Here is a 20,867-nt window from a genome sequence, read left to right on the forward strand (position 1 = left end):
GCCAGATTCCCAAGCATTACTCACCCGTCCGCCACTCGTCAGCAAGAAAGCAAGCTTTCTCCTGCTACCGTTCGACTTGCATGTGTTAAGCCTGCCGCCAGCGTTCAATCTGAGCCATGATCAAACTCTTCAATTCAAGTTCAATCGCTCAATAAACTGCTTAGCTATAAATAAAAATACTAGTTAAAAAAGTAATGATGAATTTTCAGTTAAGCACCTATTAAGACTTCAAAATTAAAAAATATTTTAAAACAAGTCAATCAACAAGTGCCCACACAGATTGTCTGATACATTGTTAAAGAGCAAAAAACAACGACGCACTTGTAAACTTAAATATTTCACAACAGTGCGTCGTTGTGTGCGGTGCATTATAGGGATTTTCAAATCCCTTGCAAGCACTTTTTACAAAAATATTTAAAAAAATGATCTTTTGATGGAAATATAAACATTTCATTAAAAAGTGCGGTCAAAAATACAATAATTTTTCAAAAATTATTTTTTCCAATAGCTTGGAATAAACAGCACGATTAATGAAAACATTTCTAAACGTCCACAGATCATAGCAAAACTAAAGACTAATTTAGCACTTTCTGGAACATCAATAAAACTTTCGTGAATAAAACCAAGTCCCGGTCCTGCATTCGTTAATGTGGCGAATACGGCTCCCATCGCATCAAAAGCATTCATTCCACAAAGAATAACAGCAAAAACACACCCCCAATAAACCAATATAAAAATAATGAAAAATGCCCAAATACTTTCTATCATTCTTGGTGCTAGACAATTTTTACCTATTCGAATTGGTTGTACTAAATTTGGATGAATTAAACTATGCAGTTCTCGATCGATTTGTTTCCACAATATAAGTGTCCGTATCGCTTTTAATCCCCCAGTTGTGGAACCACCACAACCACCAATTACCGCAGAAATTACCAGTAAAAGCCCAATAAAAGGCGGAAGATTATCAATATCAAAAATCGTATAACCAGCAGTCATTGACATTGATGTTAATTGTAATGCACCTTTTGTTACTGCCTCGTTCATATCTGAAACTAAACCATAACCATATAAAGATAGAGATACAATACCAATAAAAATAATTTGCATCGTTAGAAAAAAACGAAATTCGGGATCTTTCCAATAATTTCGCCAAATATTTCTTTTACCTAGTGCAAGAAAAGCGGAAATATGTAAGCTAAAATTAACACCACCAATCAGCATAAAAATTGTTGTAACCCAATAAATGGAAGCTTGATTAAAATAGCCAATACTTGCATCGTGTGTTGAAAATCCGCCATTTGAAATTGTCGAAAAACTATGCCCAATGGCATCAAAAAGACTCATTCCTGATAGCCAATATGCAATGGCACAAAGAACAGTTAATGAAGCATAAATAATCCATAGCGCTTTCGCCACTTCTGAAATTTTAGGCAAAGATTTTTGATCTTTAAGAGGACCTGAAGATTCTGCTCGATATAATTGTGTCCCACCAATTCCCAACAGCGGAATTATCGCCACAGCCAATACGATAATCCCCATACCACCTAACCATTGTAAAAACTGACGATAAAACAAAATAGATTTAGGTAAATTATCCAGCCCCGTCATTACCGTTGCACCAGTAGTAGTTAAGCCAGAAAATGCTTCAAATACGGCTGAAGCAATAGTTAAATGTGGTGAATCGAACAATAAAAGAGGCAATGTTGCCAAGCTTCCTAAAACTAACCAAAAAGCCACAACAATCAAAAAACCATCACGGGATCGTAATTCTTGTTTATGGTGATGGCATGGCCACCAAAGCAATGTGCCCGCCGTCAAACTTAACATAAAAGCCTGCATAAATGCCTTACCGCCACCATCGCCATAAATCAGTGCGACAAATGCTGGAATCAGCATCGTGCCAGAAAAACACATCACAAGAATACCAATAATTCGGATAATCGATAAAATATGCACTATTATTCGCCTGTCTCTAAAAGTTGGATGACTAATCTGCCCGCAGACTTTTCCGTTAATTCTGAAGAAAAAACATCGACTGTTTTTTCACTAATACCTAAAATCAAATGAATATTTACCTGAAAATCTTGAGATAAAATCTCAACCTGATATTTTTCACAAAGTTGTAGCACCAAACTTAGCTGACCATAGTCACAATCAAGTTTGAAAGGGGTTCGTTCAACTTTAATTTCGCTTTCAATCAACTTTAACGCTTGTTGAACGCCATTGCCATAAGCACGAACTAATCCACCTGTTCCGAGCAAAATACCGCCATAATAGCGAACCACCACCGCACTGATTTCACCGAATTGACTACCTTGCAATGCACTCAACATTGGCTTTCCTGCCGTTCCAGCAGGTTCGCCATCATCAGAAAAACCAAGTTGTAGAGAATCTGTTGGCTTGCCTGCTACGGCAGCCCAACAATGATGCCGAGCATTTGGGTGTTCTTGTTTAATCTTTGCCCAAAAAGCTCTTGCGTCTTCTAAACCTTCGGTGTGCTGTAAATAAGTAATAAAACGGCTTTTCTTAATTTCTTCTTCAAAAACAACCGCACTTTTAGGAACGAGGTATTCCGCCATTCATTTTTTCAAACTAATTTCAATGATGCTAGTCTATCACTGATGACTGGGATTTGTCGAAATTTTGCCGTAAGTGCGGTATGATATGACCCTGTTTTTCAAAAGAAAAAAGAATATGTCTGAAATTTCCGTCACACAAACCCTAGATACTTTAGGATTACGTTGCCCAGAACCTGTCATGCTTGTTCGTAAAAATATTCGTCATCTTAACGATGGGGAAATACTTTTGATTATTGCTGACGATCCTGCAACAACAAGAGATATTCCAAGTTTCTGTCAATTTATGGATCACACCTTACTGCAAAGTGAAGTGGAAAAACCACCGTTCAAATATTGGGTGAAAAAAGGAAAATAAAAAAATCGACCATCATTAAAATGCGGCCGATTTTTTTATGATTTTTAAAGATTGCGTAAGGCTTCAATACGCTTTTCGAGTGGCGGATGGCTCATAAAGAGTTCACTTCGTTTTCCGTTAATCATAAAGGCATTTAAAGAACCTTCAAGATTTTGGGGTTCGTGAAGTTGTTGCAAACGTTGTAATGCCATGATCATTTTTTCTTTGCCAACTAAACTTGCGGAACCAGCATCTGCACGAAATTCTCGGTAGCGCGAGAACCACATTGCGATAATACTCGCAAGCACACCAAAGAGCATTTCCAATACCATCGAAACCAAGAAATAAATGCCTGAGCTGCGCGTTTCTTCTCCATTATCGTTACGCGAACTTGCCACCGCCGTTGCAATAACGCGAGATAAGAAAATCACGAAAGTATTTAATACGCCTTGTAATAACGCCATCGTCACCATATCCCCATTGGAAATATGGGAAATTTCGTGCGCTAAAACAGCTTCCGCTTCAGCCTCCGTCATGTTGTTTAATAATCCGGTGCTCACTGCCACCAAAGAATTGCTTTTTGTCGCGCCTGTAGCAAAAGCATTCACATCGGGTGAATGAAAAATCGCCACGTCTGGCATCGGAATACCCGCTTTCTGCGCTTGGCGACTAACGGTATCAATTAACCAACGTTCAGTTTGATTACGAGGTTGAGTAATCACTTCTCCGTCTACAGAACGTAATGCCATCGTTTTAGACAGGAATAATGAAATTAATGAGCCAGCAAAACCAAATAGCAAAGCCATAATTAAAATGCCGCCGGTGCTATTTCCTGCAATACCAGTCACACTTAAAATAATACCTAATACCAGCATTACAGCCATATTGGTTGCCAAGAAAAGAAGAATACGCATCATAATGTGTTCTCTCAAAGTTAGGGTTAAGTATTTCCTTAGTGGGGAAAATTCACAAAAAATTCAAGGTGCAATGTAAAATTTCTGTTATCAGCATACAAACAAAAAGCGCGGTCAAAAACATGCGAGTTTATGGCCGCACTTTTAAGCAGAAATTACCAAATAGAAAATTATTTTCTTACAGCAATCGCTTCAATTTCTAATCCTACATCTTTTGGTAAACGAGCAACTTCTACGCAAGAACGAGCAGGGAAGTTAGGATGATTATTTTCTTTAAAGAAACGTTCGTATTCTGCATTAACCGCAGCAAAATCATTAAGATCTTTCACAAAAACCGTCGTTTTTACAATATCTGCGGCGGTTAAACCCGCTTTCTCGATAATCGCTTTCACATTTTCTAAAGATTGGCGCGCTTGCGCAACGATGTCCGCAGGCACTTCGCCTGTTGCAGGATTCACGGGAATTTGCCCTGAGGTTAAAACTAAATTGCCAAGATCAACCGCTTGAACATAAGGGCCAATGGCTGCCGGTGCTTTTTCAGTATGAATAATTTGAGTCATCATTTTCTCCTTGGTTGATAAAAAGTGCGGTTATTTTTCACCGCACTTTTTTGTTTATTAATCAATTTCTTTTAGCACATCATCAGAAAGCGATTCTTTATTTTCTGTTGATTTGCCATCACTTACTTTAAATTGTAAATTTTGGTAATACGCTTCTCTAAAGGTTACATATGGATCTTGTGCTTGGCGTAACAACTCAGCGTTATCAATATTTTTCGCACGGGCATCCACCGCTTGTACACCATATTTCACTAATGACCACGGACCGCCAACCCATTCCCAAAATGGATACATATAAGCCGCATCAACCACTGCGCCCGTTAATTGACGTGGCGTTGTTGCATTATAAATCGGTAGCACAATATAAGTGCCCGCATCTACGCCGTAGCTACCTAACGTTTCCCCAAATCCACGTTGATTATCTACGCGCAACTCTTTGCTTACGCTCGCAAAATCAATAAAGCCACCTAGACCAAATACGGTATTAATCCAAAAGCGATTAAAGTGAACAAATGCTTTTTTCGGTTCACCTTCAATTAAGCGGTTCACAAAGCTTACTGGCTCATCAAGATTATTGGCAATGCCAGCAAGACCAGAAGAAATAGGCTTAGGCACATAGTTATTCCAACCTTTTGCAGCGGGTTCTAACACATAGCGATCCATAACATTATAGTTAAATTTCCACATGGTTCGATTGAACCCTTCAAGGGTATCATTACGGTCACTCGCTTGTTTTGTGTCGTTCTTATTTGCACAACCTGTCAGCATAATTACGCCAAAAAGTGCGGTCAAAATCGTCTTTATTTTCATTTTGAATCCTTATATAAATGTGGGCTTATTCTACCTAATTTGCCAAATAACAACAAAATAAATATTTCCCATAAAACATATAAAAAGTGCGGTAAAAAAACATTATTTTTACCGCACTTTCTCATCCCTAACATAAAACTAATTTCGTTTTCTGACCTTTCAGATAATTAACAATTCCTTCAGGAACATCATCTGTAAACAAATATTCCACATCACTTAATTCGCCCAAGCGAACAATCGCTTGGCGAGTAAATTTAGAGTGATCGGTCACTAATAAGGTCTGACGTGAACTTTCAATAATCGCTCTCTTGACTTGCACTTCATGGTAATCATAATCCAATAATGAACCATCAGCATCGATCGCGCTAATCCCTAAAATCCCGAAATCTAGGCGAAATTGAGAAATAAAATTCACCGTAGCTTCGCCGATAATTCCACCATCCATTCGTAACGATCCGCCCGCCATGACAATATCAAAACTTTCATTTTGGCGTAAAAGATGCGCGGCATTCAGATTGTTCGTCACAATTCGGAGTTTTTCGTGGCTAAGCAATGCATTGGCGACAGCCTCAGGCGTGGTACCAATATCAATAAACAACGATGCGCCGTTAGGAATCAACTTTGCGACTTCCTGTGCAATATTATTTTTTTGTAATGAAAAAAATTGCTTACGATCCACGTAATCAGAATTTTCAGCAGAAGATGGCGATGCCGCACCGCCGTGATGGCGACGGATTAAATCCAACTCCGCCAAAATATTCAAATCACGGCGAATCGTTTGGGGGCTAACATCTAAGGCAGCAACCAGTTCTTCCGTACTTAAATAGCCAGCTTGCTCCACCAGTTTAATAATTTTTTGATGGCGTAACGATTGTTTCATAGCGAATCCTTTATCCAAATTAAACGGGCTTACTCTAGCGAATTTTTGCGCAATTTGCTATCAATAAATCCCCAAATCAAGCCGACAATCAAGCCTGAAATATGTGCAGCATTTCCCATTTCAACACCAAATAAGGGGCTAATAAAACCTAATGCGATCCCCACCAATAACATCGTGAAAAAACCTTCTGGCAGATCAAATAAATGATGATTCAATTTATCGCATATAAATACATAACCCAACACAGCATATACAACACCAGAAAGTCCAAAGAAAGCGGGGCCAGACACATAATTTTGCACATATCCTGTTATGACGGAGGCTACAACATACAACATCAATAATTTGACCGAACCAAAAGTGCGCTCAATCATTCCACCGAAAATAAAAAACCAAGACAGATTAAACAAAATATGCAAATGAGATAAATGTACCAATGTATGTGAAATATAACGCCACGCTTCGCTATCTTGCTCTTCGTAAGCGGGGTAATGCATCAAATACATAATATCGTCTTCAAAACCCAGCTGTTGAGCAATATAAATGACCGCACAAAGTGCGGTAAGAATTAGCGTGATTTTTCCTTGTTGAGCTAAAAAGTTTTTCATTCGTAATCTCAAGTCTCTACGCAAATTTAAAAATCGAACTTCGCATTAAATGTCATTGTTTCCCCTGTAATAGGGTGGGTAATCATCAATTCTTCTGCGTGCAAGCATAATCTTGGCGACATAGCTTTAGCCTGAGGATGAGAGTAAAATTTATCGCCTAGAATTGGATGCCCCAATGCTAACATGTGCAAGCGTAACTGATGAGATCTGCCTGTCACGGGCGTCAGTTTCACGCGAGTACTGTTATTGGGCAAACGTGCTAAAACTTCGAATTTTGTGACCGCTCTTTTTCCTAAAACGAAATCCAAACGTTGGCGAGGTCGATTTTCCCAATCACAAATCATCGGCAAATTTACCTCGCCATAATCTTTCTCCAAATGACCCCAAACAATCGCTTGATAATGTTTTTTCGGTTCACGTTCGCGAAATTGACGTTTTAATTCACGATCCGCCGCCTTACTTAAAGCAAACACAATGATGCCGCTCGTTGCCATATCCAAACGATGAGCTGGCTCGCAAAAGCCGAATTTTTCTTTCACTCGACTCATTGCGCTATCATAATATTGTGGTTGATTACCAGGCACAGAAAGCAAACCGCTAGGTTTGTTCACCACGCACAAATGATTATCTTGATAAATCATATCTAAATAAGGTTCAAGAGGCGGATTATATTCAATCAATGCCATTTTTATTCCTTGTTCGTCACAATGACACGCAAGCAATCCAAACGCCAATTTGCTTTAGAAAGCTCGTCTAGTGATTGTGTTCGTTGTTGTTCTAAAATATCAATTTCGCTTTGGCGAATATTTTTATTCACTGCTCGCAAAGCCTGCAAACGGTTAATTTCTGCGCTTAATTGTTGATCTGCTTGATTTTTAGCTTCGGCAATAATCGGGTCAGCTAAAGATTTTACTAGCTGATCGCCTCGCATGATCAAGGATTCAATATTGCTCCGTGCCATTTTCACCATTTGATTAGCAATATTTTTACCAAGTGGTTTCAATTTGCTATGCAATGTTTCAAAGGCAACCTGCTCACCAATGTTATTTCCTTTGTTATCAAGCAGCAGACGAATAGGCGTTGGTGGTAAGAAACGATTGAGCTGTAATCCTTTTGGCGATTGGCTTTCTACCACGTAAATCAATTCAATTAGTAAGGTTCCAGCTGGGAGTTGTTTATTCACAAGCAATGCCATTGCGGCTTTGCCAATATCACCAGAAGCAACAAGATCAATACCTTGACGAATCATTGGATGATCCCAAGTCAGAAACTCCATTTCTTCGCGAGCAAGGGCAAGCTCTCGATCAAAGGTAACCGTCACACCTTCTTCTTTTAAACCCGGAAAATCGGGCACAAGCATTGTTCCAGTTGGGCTAATCACAATACTATTTGCGCCAAGATCTTCTTGCTCTACGCCAATAATATCAAATAATTTTAAAGCAAAATTCACAAGCTCAGGCGAATTATCTTCATCAGCAATTTGATCCGCTAACGCTTGTGCTTGCTCACCTCCATGAGAATTTAGCTCTAATAAACGATCCCGCCCCTTTTCTAACTCAATCTTGAGTTTTTCCCGCGCGGTTTTAGTTTGTTTTAATAATTCAGAAAATTCATTCTCTGAAAGTGCGGTAGAATTTGACCGCACTTTTTCCAACTCGTCCTCAAACTGTGAAAATAATGCCATTCCCATTGGACAAGTTTCTTCAAAAGCATTCAGCCCCTCATTGTACCAACGCGCTAAACGGCTTTGAGGCGAATCTTTCGCACAAGGCACATAAATTTGCACATCACGTTTTTGTCCAATACGATCTAATCGGCCAATACATTGTTCCAATAAATCAGGATTTATCGGTAAATCAAATAACACTAAATTTGCCGCAAATTGGAAGTTACGCCCTTCCGAGCCAATACTCGAACTCAGTAAAACCTGCGCGCCGTTTTCTAAATCCGCAAAATAAGCTGCGGCTCTATCCCGTTCAATAATCGACATTTTTTCGTGGAACACTGCGGCGCGAATCGCCTCACGTTCACGCAAAATTTGTTCTAACTGAATCGCCGTTGCCGACGTCTGGCAAATCACAAAAATTTTTTCATCGCGATGGAGTTTGAGGAAGTCAATCAGCCAATTAATTTTATCATTCTCTTCAGAGAGTGTAATTTGGTGGTAAACACGGTGCGGAAAACCTTTCACGCCTTGACGTGTATTGCGGAATAACATTCGCCCCGTGCCATGACGATCAATTAAGGCTTGAATCAGTTCCTGACGGGCACGATGCTGTTCCTCATCATTATTTGATGCAATTGCTTTAAAAAGTGGCTCAACATCTTGTTCAAGCAACAAATCAGAAATATGATTTTTTTCTACCGCACTTAATGCCTTATTTGCCAACAAAGATTCAACGGCATTAACCACAGGTTGGTAGCGTTCCTGCTCTTTCACAAAGGTTTGATAATCAAAGAAACGTTCTGGATCCAGTAAGCGCAAACGAGCAAAATGACTTTCTTGACCAAGTTGCTCTGGAGTTGCCGTGAGTAACAATACAGAGGGAATGATACGAGCAAGCTGTTCAACTAATAAATAAGCAACACTTGGCGAAGTTTCGGACCAAACGAGATGATGCGCCTCATCCACAATTAAACAGTCAAATTGAGCATTGAGTGCCTGCTCTACTCGGTTTGGATGAGTTTCTAACCAATTCAGCGAACAGATAATTAAACTTTCAGTCGTGAATGGATTAACGGCATCAAGATCAAAATCGTTGCACCGTTCTTCATCAAAAAGTGAAAAATGCAAATTAAAACGACGAAGCATTTCCACCAGCCATTGATGTTGCAACGTTTCTGGCACGATAATAAGAACACGTTGCACTTTCTCAGCAAAAAGTTGATTCTGCAAAATCATTCCTGCTTCAATGGTTTTCCCTAAACCAACCTCATCCGCCAATAACACGCGAGGATTAACTCGATTACCGACTTCAGCTGCAATATGAAGCTGATGAGGAATTAAGCCCGCACGCGTTCCGCGTAAACCACGCAATGGCGATTTAAATTGTGCTTGCTGATGACAAAGCGTGCGATAACGCAATGCAAAATGACTGCTGCGATCAATTTGCGCTGAAAAGAGGCGATCTTTTGCTTGGCTAAAAGAAATAATCGATGAAATATCACGTTCTTGCACAATGACATCTTCACCTTGTGGATTTTTAACTAAATAAAATAGCAAACCGTTCATATTTTGAACGTCTAAAATCTCGCCTTGCCAGCCATCTTGATGGGATAATGTTTCACCTTTGCTAAATACAATCCGACTTAAAGGTGCTTGCGCCATAGCATATATCCGCGTTTCATCTGCTGCGGGGAAATAAATAGTAACAGTTCGTTGATCTAATGCAGTAATAACACCTAATCCTAAAGCATTCTCACTTTCACTCAACCAACGCTGACCAATAGCAAAGGGCATAATTATTCTCTTTCTGATTTATATTGATAAAATTTGGGGGCGTATTGTAGCTTGCTTAAATAGCAAAAGAAATTAATAAAAGAGAATAAAAAATGGATTGAAGAAATAAATGGCACGCCCTAAAGGATTCGAACCTTTGACCCACGCCTTAGAAGGGCGTTGCTCTATCCAGCTGAGCTAAGGGCGCATTCAAAGGATTTCTTTTGTACGGAATTTCAAGACAATATAAAAGAAGTGGTCGGCGAGATAGGATTTGAACCTACGACCCACTGGTCCCAAACCAGTTGCGCTACCAAGCTGCGCTACTCGCCGACGAGTGCGGTCAATTATAGGTTTGTTTTTATCTCAGTCAATTAATTTTTTGATTTTTTAATTTAATTGTTCAAAATTATTCCACTTTAGGAAAAATACCCCCTTTTTCGTTGTAAAAAAATCATTGTCCGCTAAAATAGCAAACGCTTTCTTTCCCATCATTCAAAAGGACAGCCCAATGACCGCACAAATCATCTCTGGTACCGCACTTTCAAAAAAAATTAAAGCCGATGTGGCAGATAAAATCACCCATTACATTAAGCAAGGAAAACGCGCGCCTGGGCTTGCAGTCATTCTCGTGGGTGCGGATCCTGCTTCGCAAATCTACGTTGGTAATAAACGTAAAAGCTGTGAAGAAATTGGCATTCTCTCTAAATCTTATGATCTGCCAGATACCACCACACAAGATGAATTGTTATCGATTATTGACAAACTTAATGCTGATAAAAATATTGATGGTATTTTGGTACAACTACCGTTACCCAAACAAATTAACACAGAAGCAATAATTGAACGTATCGATCCGAAAAAAGATGTGGATGGTTTCCATCCTTACAATGTTGGGCTTTTATGCCAACGTATCCCAACTTTACGTGCCTGCACCCCTTATGGTGTAATGAAATTATTAGAAACAACGGGCATTGACCTACATGGCAAACACGCAGTAATTGTAGGCGCATCCAATATTGTCGGCCGCCCAATGTCTTTAGAATTATTATTAGCTGGCGCAACTGTCACAGTAACTCATCGATTCACCAAAGATTTAGAAAGCCATGTTCGCCAAGCAGATATACTTGTCGTCGCGGTGGGTAAGCCGAATTTGATCCCCGGAGATTGGATCAAAGAAAGTGCGGTCGTAATTGATGTCGGAATTAACCGCCTAGATGAAAAATTAGTAGGCGATGTAGAGTTTGACAAAGCAGCCGAAAAAGCAGCTTATATTACCCCCGTTCCTGGCGGTGTTGGGCCAATGACCGTTGCAATGTTAATGAGCAACACACTTTACGCTTATGAACACAATAAATAGCTTTGTATAAACGAATCTTATCACAAGAAAAATGGGTTAAAGCCTTATTCGCTTTAACCCATTTATTTTAATCACTAAAGAATTTTGTAAATAATCAAATCTAAATTAGTTCAACCAGAACATATAGCCGACAGTTGCAATCACGACGATACATACTAAATTCAATACGAAACCAGCTTTTACCATTTCACTTTGTTTCACTTGTCCAGAACCAAATACAATAGCATTTGGAGGCGTCGCCACTGGTAACATAAAGGCACAGGATGCACCAATACCAATAATTAATGCTAAACCAATTTCAGGCATACCCAATGATTGGGCGATAGAAATAAAGATTGGGACCAGCAGTGCCGCACTTGCTGTGTTAGAAGTAAATTCAGTTAAGAAAATAATGAACGCCGCAACTAACAAGCCAATAAGATAGAAATGTTGTCCTTCAATCATAAAGACAATACTATCTGCTAAAATTTTACTTGCTCCAGAATCCTTCAATACCGCACTTAATGTTAATCCACCACCGAAAAGCATTAATACACCCCAATCAGTACTTTCTTGAATTTGTTTCCAGCTTGCAATGCCCGTAGAACAAATCACAATAGCCGCTAATAAAGCGACAACACTATCGAAGCTCGCAATATTTTTCTGCAAACCAAGTAAGCCTGAAATCAGCGGATTAATTTGCCCACTAAATACCCAAGTTAAAGCAATTACAACAAAAATAACAAGCGTTAATACACGCACTGAATTCATTTCAATGTTTTCAAAAGATTGCTCAAAATTAAGATGGAGTTTTGGTTTGAAAATAATATAAAGCGTACCAATCATAATTGGTAACAAAATAATCATAATAGGTAAACCATACCATAACCAATCTGCAAAAGTTAAATGTAGGTTACTTGCCACGATGGCATTCGGCGGACTACCTACAAGGGTTCCCATACCACCAATTGATGCACTATAAGCAATCCCTAACAACACAAACACATAAGTATTATGTTCTTTCTCACGATCAAGTTGGCTTAAAATCCCCATTGCGAGTGGTAACATCATAGCTGCAGTTGCCGTGTTACTCATCCACATAGAAAGGAAGGCTGTAATCAAAAAGAGATAAATAATGGCAATAAATAAATTATCGCGCGCTAACACCATAATCTTATTAGCAATCATTTTATCAAGTTTTTGAATATGTAAGGCTGTAGCCAAAGAAAAGCCACCAAAAAATAAAAAGATTGTAGGATCAGCAAAAGCCACTAAAGCTTGCTTAGTGCTCACTAAATCTAGCGCAATCGCCAATAATGGCACCAATAATGCGGTAACCGTAACATGCAATGCCTCAGTTAACCAAAGCACTGCGACAAAAGCCAATAACGCTAAACCAGCATTTGCTTTTGGCTCATAAGGCAGCACTTTTAATAACACAAAAAACAGCACTATATCTAAAATAAAAATAATGCCATTTTTGTGATTTTTGAAAGATTTCATCTCAGTCATAAAGCTCCTCCGTTAGTGTTCTAACTCGAACGGACTACAATGTTAAATGAATGTTAATAAGTTGCAATGCTCAATTTTCAGAAATGTGATCGAGTGCAAAAAATTTTGACAAAAAAAGTGCGGTGAATTTTTTCACCGCACTTTTGCTCTTTCGTATTATTCGTCCGAATCATCTAAATCTAAGGGCTCTTGCGAAAGTATAATTCCTGTCAGATCTGCGTAAATATAATCTTCAGGGAAAAAGGTTACGCCACCAAAATTCACTGGAATATCACTCTCGCCAGCACTGCTTTCATCTGCACTGACTGGAATTGGCGCAAGGGCATGAATACCAATATCGAGGTTTTCTAATTGCTGAATTTGGCGTACTGCACCATATACAATAATGCCTTCCCAACCATTATCAACAGCAAGTTGAGCCAATTCTGCATCAATTAAACCACGGCGTACCGCACCACCTCCATCAATGACAAGCACTCGACCTTCGCCATTTTCTTCTAATACTTCAGCAATTAATCCATTACTTTCAAAGCATTTTACCGTAGTGACTTTACCGTAAAAATGACTTACGCCACCAAAGCTTGAAAAAATTGGCTCCACTACATCCACTTGTTCTGCATAAAGATCGCAAAGTTCTGAAGTATCAATAAACATAACTTTCCCCTATCGATTGTTGAAATTTTGTTTGCTTTAGTATATGCCGATTTAGCCGATAAGCAAGCCTAAACTAAACAAGATATTGATTAATAACGAAATCATAGACATTTGAGCCAACATTGGACGCAATTCACTTGGTTGCTGACTGTGATAAACAAAGATCGCATGCTTAGCTAACAATGGCATTGCCAATACAAATAAATAATTTGCCCAAGAAATAGCCGTCGCCAACACAAATGCTAAATAACATAGGGCTGCCACACTTAATAAAATACAATGATAAACACGCCCTTTATATGCACCTAAACGAACAGCTAAGGTATTTTTGCCCGCTTTCGCATCCTGTTCAATATCGCGTAAATTATTGATATTTAATACCGCACTTGCCAATAAGCCAGAACCAATAGCAGGCAAAATAATGTGGCTATCAATACTGTGAGTTTGCAAATAATAAGTGCCGCCCACACCAAGCAAACCAAAAAATACCAATACAGAAATATCGCCCAAGCCCATATAGCCATAAGGTTTTGCCCCAACCGTATAAGTAATGGCAGCAACAATAGCTAAAATGCCAAGCCCAGCGAAAGCGAATAAATCCGAGAGGTTTTCATAAGCGATTCCAATCAAGAAACTTCCTGAAAGAAAACTTGCCACCGCCATTAGAATTAATCCCCATTTCAGTTCTTTGGCTGAAATTGCGCCTTTTTGAATGCCACGTAATGGTCCAATACGTTCTTCAGTATCTGAACCTTTTTGATGATCCCCATAATCATTGGCAAAATTAGAAAGCACCTGCAATAAAATTGTCGTAAGTAAACAAAGCGCCATTACAAGCCCATTAAAACCTTGTGGATTCGCCCAATAACCTAATGCCGAACCCGTGAAAATCGATGCCAACGCTAAGGGCAAAGTTTTTGGTCTAGCCGTTTCCCACCACATTTTCAATTTTTCATTTGTCATTTTTTTTGACCGCACTTTTGATTACAATAGGCCGCGTATTCTACACTAAGACACCCAATTTATGAATGATTTAACCTTATCGCCTATCGCCATTATCCACACACCTTATAAAGAAAAATTCTCCGTACCACGCCAACCTAATTTAGTTGAAGATGGAGTAGGCATTGTAGAACTCTTACCGCCGTATAATTCACCTGAAGCTGTGAGAGGACTGGAACAATTCAGTCACCTTTGGTTAATTTTTCAGTTCGACCAAATCCAACAAGGAAAATGGCAACCCACCGTACGCCCTCCGCGGTTAGGCGGTAATCAACGAATTGGCGTGTTTGCTTCACGCGCAACGCACCGCCCAAATCCTCTTGGTTTATCCAAAGTCGAATTACGTCAAGTAGAATGTATCAACGGTAACGTTTTTCTCCATTTAGGTGCAGTGGATTTAGTGGATGGCACGCCCATTTTCGATATCAAACCCTATATTGCCTATGCGGATAGTGAGCCAAATGCGCAATCGAGCTTTGCTCAAGAAAAACCTCCAGTAAAACTGACTGTTGAATTTACCGAGCAAGCCCAAAGTGCGGTAAAAAAACGAGAAGAAAAACGACCGCACTTAAGTCGTTTCATTCGCCAAGTGCTAGAGCAAGATCCTCGCCCAGCCTATCAACAAGGTAAACTGAGTGATCGTGTTTATGGAATGAGTTTGTACGAATTTAATGTGAAATGGCGAATTAAAGTGGGTACAGTGAATTGTGTAGAAGTGATTGAAATAGAAAAAGACAAATAGATGGAATATGTAAATAAGGCAGGGGTTCTCTGCCTTAGTCGATTTAAATGCCTTATTTTAGGAAAAACTGCCCTTTAGCTAATTTAATAATCGTCATTAGAACTAATAACCCAATCATTAAATTTGAGAAAACAAAGGCAAAAATAGACACGCCTTGTAAAACATTGCCATGATAGAAAGCGATAGCACTGTTTGCCATAGACGCTAATCCGAATGAGAATCCCCATAAGCCAATGTTAAGTCCTTTTTCCACAATCCAAGGGAATAATCGCAATAAGAAAAATAATTGCAAAAACCCATATCCCCAAAGGATTTTAACTAAAGTATCCACTTCGCCATGATTAAGTGACAAATAAGCGGATGCTCCCACAAATGCAGGCGCAAGAATAATGCCCATTGTGGCTCTAAATGGCGGCTCAAGAGATGAAATTCGCAAATGTTGTAATAATACGGGCTCAAAAATAATCCATGCAACCATTCCTGCGCCAAAGAACAAATAACCTAAATCATGGTAACCGAGTAATGCCAATGAACTTGCACTTGTGAAATTTGCCGCTACTGCAGGCAAATAAAATGGAGGACGAGTGGATTTTTGTTCAAATACACCACCTTGCCATAGTTCACTGATACGCAATGATGAGAAAAGTAACTGTCCTACAGTACCAACCCAAATCATCACTTCAGCTATTAAAGGATTCCAACGATAAATAATATCGCCCACCAACATGGTTGTAATAGGAATCAACGCAATAAAGGAAAAACGAACTGGGCAATGATACTCTGCACGAACTTCATCAAAGTAATAACAAAGTTTATACACATACATTAAAATAAATAAAATCCAGACCGCACTTGCTACGATGCCAAGAACATCACTTACGGTTCGGGCAGTAGGAAATAAGTTTTCTAGATGAAGCCAAGCCAAAGATAAAGCGGCTAAACCAAGAGGAATACCGAAATATCCCGTTGGAAGAGGAAAAGGTTTTGTTGTATTCATAGTATGATCCTTATTTTGAATAATTTGAGCGAAGTTTAGCACAGCCATCAACAACAGACTTTTCTAAAAATCTCAAATTTTTGTGAAATTTCTATAAAGAAACATACTTATTGTTATGGAATAAAACGCCTACCCATTTTCATACAAATAAAAAACCCGAACTTTCATTCGGGTTTTCTTATGTAGGAAATTAATTATTCCGCATCATCTGCCATGTTAAGCATTTCAGCTAAGTTTGCACTTGCATCGTCTGCAGTCATGACAAACTCATCAGCGATAGCAGCTTCATCTTCTTCAGATAATTTCGCTACAACATCATCAACTAAACGATGTTTGTGACGATTTTGATGATACGCAAAACCTGTACCCGCAGGAATTAATCGACCTACGATTACGTTCTCTTTCAAGCCACGCAATTCATCACGTTTACCTGCCACTGCTGCTTCGGTAAGAACACGCGTGGTTTCTTGGAACGATGCTGCGGAGATAAAGGATTCAGTCGCAAGTGACGCTTTAGTAATACCCAATAATTCGCGTTCAAATTCAACTGGTGGTTTACCTTCCGCTTCACGTTGGCGATTAACAATTTTCACACGAGCCACTTCAACTTGTTCCCCTTCAAGGAATTCGGAATCATAGGCTTTCGTTACAATCGCTTTACGCAACATTTGGCGAACAATTACTTCGATATGTTTATCGTTGATTTTTACCCCTTGTAAGCGGTAAACATCTTGTACTTCGTTCACGATGTATTCAGTTACTGCACGCACGCCACGTAAACGTAAAATATCATGTGGCGTTTCAGCACCATCAGAAATTACATCACCACGTTGTACCATTTCGCCTTCAAATACGTTGAGCTGACGCCATTTTGGAATCATTTCTTCGTAAGTTTCGCCTTCCACAGGAGTAATTAATAAACGGCGTTTACCTTTAGTTTCTTTACCGAAAGATACGATACCAGAAATTTCAGCCAAGATAGCGGGTTCTTTTGGTTTACGTGCTTCGAATAAATCCGCAACGCGTGGTAAACCACCAGTAATATCTTTAGTACCCACAGATTCTTGTGGAATACGTGCTAATGGTTCCCCTACTTTCACTGCTGCGCCATCATCTAAACTTACGATTGCTTTACCCGGTAAGAAATACTGTGCAAGAACATCAGTTTCAGGTAAGAAAATATCGTTGCCATTTGCATCAACCAATTTAATAGTTGGACGTAAATCTTTACCCGCAGTTGCACGTTCCCCTACATCTTGAACGACGATTGATGATAAACCTGTTAATTCATCAGTTTGACGAGTCACAGTTAAACCATCAACAATATCGACGAATTTCACAAAACCAGATACTTCAGAGACAACTGGCATTGTATGTGGATCCCAATTTGCGATCGTTTCGCCCGCTGTTACATCTTGGCCGTCACCCTTGCTTAACACCGCACCGTAAGGCACTTTATAGTGTTCTTTAGTACGACCAAATGCATCGGTAATAGTTAATTCCGTGTTACGAGAAGTTAATACTAGTTTTCCTTCATCGTTAGTGACGAATTTTGCATTCATTAAATGCACCGTACCAGTGTTTTTAACTTGCACACTAGATTCTTTCGCTGCCGCAGATGCCGCACCACCGATATGGAACGTACGCATTGTTAGCTGTGTACCTGGCTCACCGATAGATTGAGCGGCAATAACTCCCACCGCTTCGCCTTGGTTAATTAAATGACCACGAGCAAGATCACGACCGTAACATTTCGCACACACGCCAAAGTCAGTATTACAAGTTACAACAGAACGTACTTTTACGCTGTCCACAGAGTTTGCATCCAACACATCACAGAGTTTTTCATCTAATAACGTGTTACGAGGAATTAATACTTCTTCTGTACCTGGTTTTAAAATATCTTCTGCAGCAACACGACCTAACACTAATTCACGAAGTGGCACTTTTTCATCTCCACCTTCGATTAATGGGGTCATTACTAAGCCTTCGTGCGTACCACAGTCATCTTCTACAATCACTAAATCTTGTGCTACATCAACTAAACGACGAGTTAAGTAACCAGAGTTCGCTGTTTTTAATGCAGTATCCGCCAAACCTTTACGGGCACCGTGGGTTGAAATAAAGTACTGTAATACGTTCAAACCTTCACGGAAGTTTGCTGTAATTGGGGTTTCAATGATCGAACCATCTGGACGAGCCATCAAACCACGCATACCTGCTAACTGACGAATCTGTGCTGCAGAACCACGCGCACCAGAATCCGCCATCATAAAGATACTGTTAAAGGATGCTTGTTTTTCAGGATTACCTTCGCGATTGATGACTTCTTCTTGAGATAAGTTTTCCATCATCGCTTTCGCTACGCGCTCATTCGCCGCAGCCCAAATATCGATTACTTTATTATAGCGTTCGCCTGCCGTCACAAGACCTGATTGGAATTGTTCTTGAATCTCTGCCACTTCTTCTTCCGCTGCAGAAATAATTTCATATTTCTTCGCTGGAATTTCCATATCATCAATACCAACTGATGAACCAGAACGTGCCGCATACGCAAAACCAGTATACATAATTTGGTCAGCAAACATTACCGCTTCTTTTAAACCTAAACGACGATACGCTTCGTTAATCAGTTTAGAAATGGCTTTTTTACCTAATGTTTGGTTAAACAATGAATAAGGCATTCCTTTTGGTGCAATCATCCATAAAATCGCACGACCGATAGTGGTATCGGTTAATGTGGTTTTCGCATCAAATTCGCCAGCTTCATTCTTCACATATTCAGTAATACGTACTTTCACACGAGAATGTAATTCTGCTTCACCAGTACGATATGCTTTTTCAGCTTCGCGAGGATCTTGTAATAACATACCTTCGCCTTTACCGTTCACTTTTTCACGGGTCATATAATAAAGACCTAATACCACGTCTTGTGATGGAACGATAATAGGATCACCGTTTGCTGGAGAAAGCACGTTATTAGTGGACATCATCAACGCACGAGCTTCTAATTGCGCTTCAAGGGTTAATGGAACATGTACCGCCATTTGGTCGCCATCGAAGTCCGCGTTGAACGCCGCACAAACGAGTGGGTGTAATTGAATAGCTTTACCTTCGATTAAGATTGGTTCAAAGGCTTGGATACCCAAACGGTGAAGTGTTGGTGCACGGTTCAATAGAATTGGGTGTTCACGAATAACTTCTGCAAGAATATCCCAAACGATCGCATCTTCACGCTCAACCATTTTCTTCGCTGCTTTGATTGTCGTAGCATAACCACGACTTTCTAATTTCGCATAGATAAACGGACGGAATAATTCCAATGCCATTTTCTTCGGTAAACCACATTGGTGTAAGTGCAAGTATGGACCAACAGTGATTACAGAACGACCAGAATAATCAACACGTTTACCTAATAAATTTTGACGGAAACGACCTTGTTTACCTTTGATCATATCCGCTAATGATTTTAATGGACGACGGTTAGAACCTGTAATTGCACGACCTCGACGACCATTATCTAATAAGGCATCAACAGATTCTTGTAACATACGTTTTTCGTTACGCACAATAATATCTGGCGCAATTAAATCTAATAAACGTTTTAAACGGTTGTTACGGTTGATCACACGACGATATAAATCGTTCAGATCTGAAGTCGCAAAACGACCACCATCAAGTGGTACTAATGGACGTAAATCTGGTGGAAGAACTGGTAATACAGTCATTACCATCCATTCTGGTTTATTACCAGATTGAACAAATGCTTCTAATAATTTTAAGCGTTTAGTGATTTTTTTACGTTTAGTTTCAGAGTTAGTTTCTTGTAATTCTTCACGTAATTTTTCACATTCAGCTTCAAGATCCATACCTTTTAAGAGATCTTGAATCGCTTCGGCACCCATTTTCGCTTCAAATTCATCTTGCCAACGATCTTCAGCGTCAAGGTATTGTTCTTCTGTTAATAATTGACCGCGCTCTAAATCCGTCATACCTGGTTCGGTCACGATGTACATTTCAAAGTAAAGTACACGTTCGATATCACGCAATGGCATATCTAAAAGTAAACCGATACGAGATGGTAACGATTTTAAGAACCAAATATGCGCAACTGGCGATGCAAGTTCAATGTGCCCCATACGTTCACGACGAACTTTAGTTTGGGTAACTTCAACACCACATTTTTCACAAATCACACCACGGTGTTTTAAACGTTTATATTTACCACATAAACATTCGTAATCTTTTACAGGCCCGAAGATACGTGCACAGAAAAGACCATCACGTTCAGGTTTGAACGTACGGTAGTTAATGGTTTCAGGTTTCTTCACTTCACCAAATGACCAAGAACGGATCATATCTGGGGAAGCTAACCCAATTTTAATCACATCAAAATCTTCACTGGTTTTTGACTGTGCTTTTAAAAACTTAACTAAGTCTTTCACAAATGTTCTCCTGTCGGAGTTAAAGGTTTAAAGTGCGGTTAAAAATTTCGAT

17 protein-coding genes, 2 tRNA genes and 1 rRNA gene are annotated in these 20,867 nt (G+C 39.4%); 3 read left to right on the top strand and 17 right to left on the bottom strand.

Going from position 1 to position 20,867, the window contains the following annotated elements:
* From GG9_RS0108575 to GG9_RS06045, 3 genes are all read right to left on the bottom strand, one after another.
* Window positions 1–136, bottom strand: a 16S ribosomal RNA gene (locus GG9_RS0108575); the annotation flags it as partial.
* 356 nt (window positions 137–492) lie between these two features.
* Window positions 493–1,956 carry a TrkH family potassium uptake protein gene (locus GG9_RS06050; RefSeq protein ID WP_005630798.1) on the bottom strand — a complete coding sequence of 488 codons (1,464 nt, stop codon included), beginning with the start codon at window positions 1,954–1,956 and terminating at the stop codon, window positions 493–495.
* Window positions 1,957–1,958: 2 nt separating this feature from the next.
* Entirely contained in the window at window positions 1,959–2,579 is a 621-nt protein-coding gene (locus tag GG9_RS06045; protein ID WP_005630800.1) for a YigZ family protein, read from the bottom strand.
* A 115-nt stretch (window positions 2,580–2,694) separates the two neighbouring features.
* Here GG9_RS06045 and tusA point away from each other — a divergent pair, with 115 nt between their 5' ends.
* Complete coding sequence (tusA, locus tag GG9_RS06040) at window positions 2,695–2,934, top strand: sulfurtransferase TusA (RefSeq protein ID WP_005630802.1); 240 nt, start codon at window positions 2,695–2,697, stop codon at window positions 2,932–2,934.
* Window positions 2,935–2,978: 44 nt separating this feature from the next.
* On the opposite strand, the gene htpX is transcribed toward tusA, so the two are convergent.
* The 9 genes from htpX to GG9_RS0108585 form a co-directional block, all read right to left on the bottom strand.
* Window positions 2,979–3,833, bottom strand: a complete 855-nt coding sequence (gene htpX / locus GG9_RS06035; protein ID WP_192805823.1) for a protease HtpX — start codon at window positions 3,831–3,833, stop codon at window positions 2,979–2,981.
* Between the two features lie 164 nt (window positions 3,834–3,997).
* A complete protein-coding gene (locus GG9_RS06030; protein WP_005630808.1) occupies window positions 3,998–4,387 on the bottom strand; it encodes a RidA family protein in 390 nt (129 codons plus the stop codon).
* A gap of 57 nt (window positions 4,388–4,444) precedes the next feature.
* The gene (locus GG9_RS06025; protein ID WP_005630810.1) at window positions 4,445–5,197 is read right to left on the bottom strand and encodes an MlaA family lipoprotein; all 753 of its coding nucleotides are present in this window, start codon (window positions 5,195–5,197) and stop codon (window positions 4,445–4,447) included.
* Window positions 5,198–5,324: 127 nt separating this feature from the next.
* The gene (locus GG9_RS06020; protein ID WP_005630812.1) at window positions 5,325–6,077 is read right to left on the bottom strand and encodes a DeoR/GlpR family transcriptional regulator; all 753 of its coding nucleotides are present in this window, start codon (window positions 6,075–6,077) and stop codon (window positions 5,325–5,327) included.
* Window positions 6,078–6,106: 29 nt separating this feature from the next.
* Window positions 6,107–6,685, bottom strand: a complete 579-nt coding sequence (locus GG9_RS06015) for a rhomboid family intramembrane serine protease (protein WP_005630814.1) — start codon at window positions 6,683–6,685, stop codon at window positions 6,107–6,109.
* 26 nt (window positions 6,686–6,711) lie between these two features.
* Window positions 6,712–7,371: a bifunctional tRNA pseudouridine(32) synthase/23S rRNA pseudouridine(746) synthase RluA gene (gene rluA / locus GG9_RS06010; protein ID WP_005630816.1), complete on the bottom strand. Its 660-nt coding sequence runs from the start codon at window positions 7,369–7,371 to the stop codon at window positions 6,712–6,714.
* Window positions 7,372–7,373: 2 nt separating this feature from the next.
* Window positions 7,374–10,145 (bottom strand): RNA polymerase-associated protein RapA, encoded by a 2,772-nt coding sequence (rapA, locus tag GG9_RS06005; protein WP_005630818.1) that lies wholly within the window; start codon window positions 10,143–10,145, stop codon window positions 7,374–7,376.
* A 110-nt stretch (window positions 10,146–10,255) separates the two neighbouring features.
* Window positions 10,256–10,332, bottom strand: a tRNA-Arg gene (locus GG9_RS0108580).
* Window positions 10,333–10,380: 48 nt separating this feature from the next.
* Window positions 10,381–10,457: transfer RNA gene (locus GG9_RS0108585), tRNA-Pro, on the bottom strand.
* A gap of 178 nt (window positions 10,458–10,635) precedes the next feature.
* On the opposite strand from GG9_RS0108585, the gene folD reads away from it, so the two are divergent.
* Window positions 10,636–11,484, top strand: a complete 849-nt coding sequence (folD, locus tag GG9_RS06000) for a bifunctional methylenetetrahydrofolate dehydrogenase/methenyltetrahydrofolate cyclohydrolase FolD (RefSeq protein WP_005630820.1) — start codon at window positions 10,636–10,638, stop codon at window positions 11,482–11,484.
* Window positions 11,485–11,589: 105 nt separating this feature from the next.
* Here folD and GG9_RS05995 read toward each other — a convergent pair whose 3' ends face one another.
* The 3 genes from GG9_RS05995 to menA all read right to left on the bottom strand — a co-directional run bounded on the left by GG9_RS05995 (window position 11,590) and on the right by menA (window position 14,592).
* On the bottom strand, window positions 11,590–12,975 hold the full coding sequence (locus tag GG9_RS05995; RefSeq protein WP_005630822.1) for a DASS family sodium-coupled anion symporter: 1,386 nt from the start codon (window positions 12,973–12,975) through the stop codon (window positions 11,590–11,592).
* 156 nt (window positions 12,976–13,131) lie between these two features.
* The gene (gene rraA / locus GG9_RS05990; protein WP_005630824.1) at window positions 13,132–13,629 is read right to left on the bottom strand and encodes a ribonuclease E activity regulator RraA; all 498 of its coding nucleotides are present in this window, start codon (window positions 13,627–13,629) and stop codon (window positions 13,132–13,134) included.
* 51 nt (window positions 13,630–13,680) lie between these two features.
* Window positions 13,681–14,592, bottom strand: a complete 912-nt coding sequence (menA, locus tag GG9_RS05985; protein ID WP_005630826.1) for a 1,4-dihydroxy-2-naphthoate octaprenyltransferase — start codon at window positions 14,590–14,592, stop codon at window positions 13,681–13,683.
* Window positions 14,593–14,653: 61 nt separating this feature from the next.
* Between menA and tsaA the strand changes: the two genes are divergently transcribed.
* Complete coding sequence (tsaA, locus tag GG9_RS05980; RefSeq protein ID WP_005630829.1) at window positions 14,654–15,373, top strand: tRNA (N6-threonylcarbamoyladenosine(37)-N6)-methyltransferase TrmO; 720 nt, start codon at window positions 14,654–14,656, stop codon at window positions 15,371–15,373.
* A gap of 52 nt (window positions 15,374–15,425) precedes the next feature.
* On the opposite strand, the gene tehA is transcribed toward tsaA, so the two are convergent.
* On the bottom strand, window positions 15,426–16,370 hold the full coding sequence (gene tehA, locus GG9_RS05975) for a dicarboxylate transporter/tellurite-resistance protein TehA (protein WP_032825060.1): 945 nt from the start codon (window positions 16,368–16,370) through the stop codon (window positions 15,426–15,428).
* A 194-nt stretch (window positions 16,371–16,564) separates the two neighbouring features.
* Window positions 16,565–20,815, bottom strand: a complete 4,251-nt coding sequence (gene rpoC / locus GG9_RS05970) for a DNA-directed RNA polymerase subunit beta' (RefSeq protein WP_005630833.1) — start codon at window positions 20,813–20,815, stop codon at window positions 16,565–16,567.
* Between the last annotated feature and the right edge of the window lie 52 nt (window positions 20,816–20,867).

The sequence above is a fragment of the Haemophilus haemolyticus M19501 genome, assembly GCF_000222025.1.
GTDB lineage: Bacteria > Pseudomonadota > Gammaproteobacteria > Enterobacterales > Pasteurellaceae > Haemophilus > Haemophilus haemolyticus_G.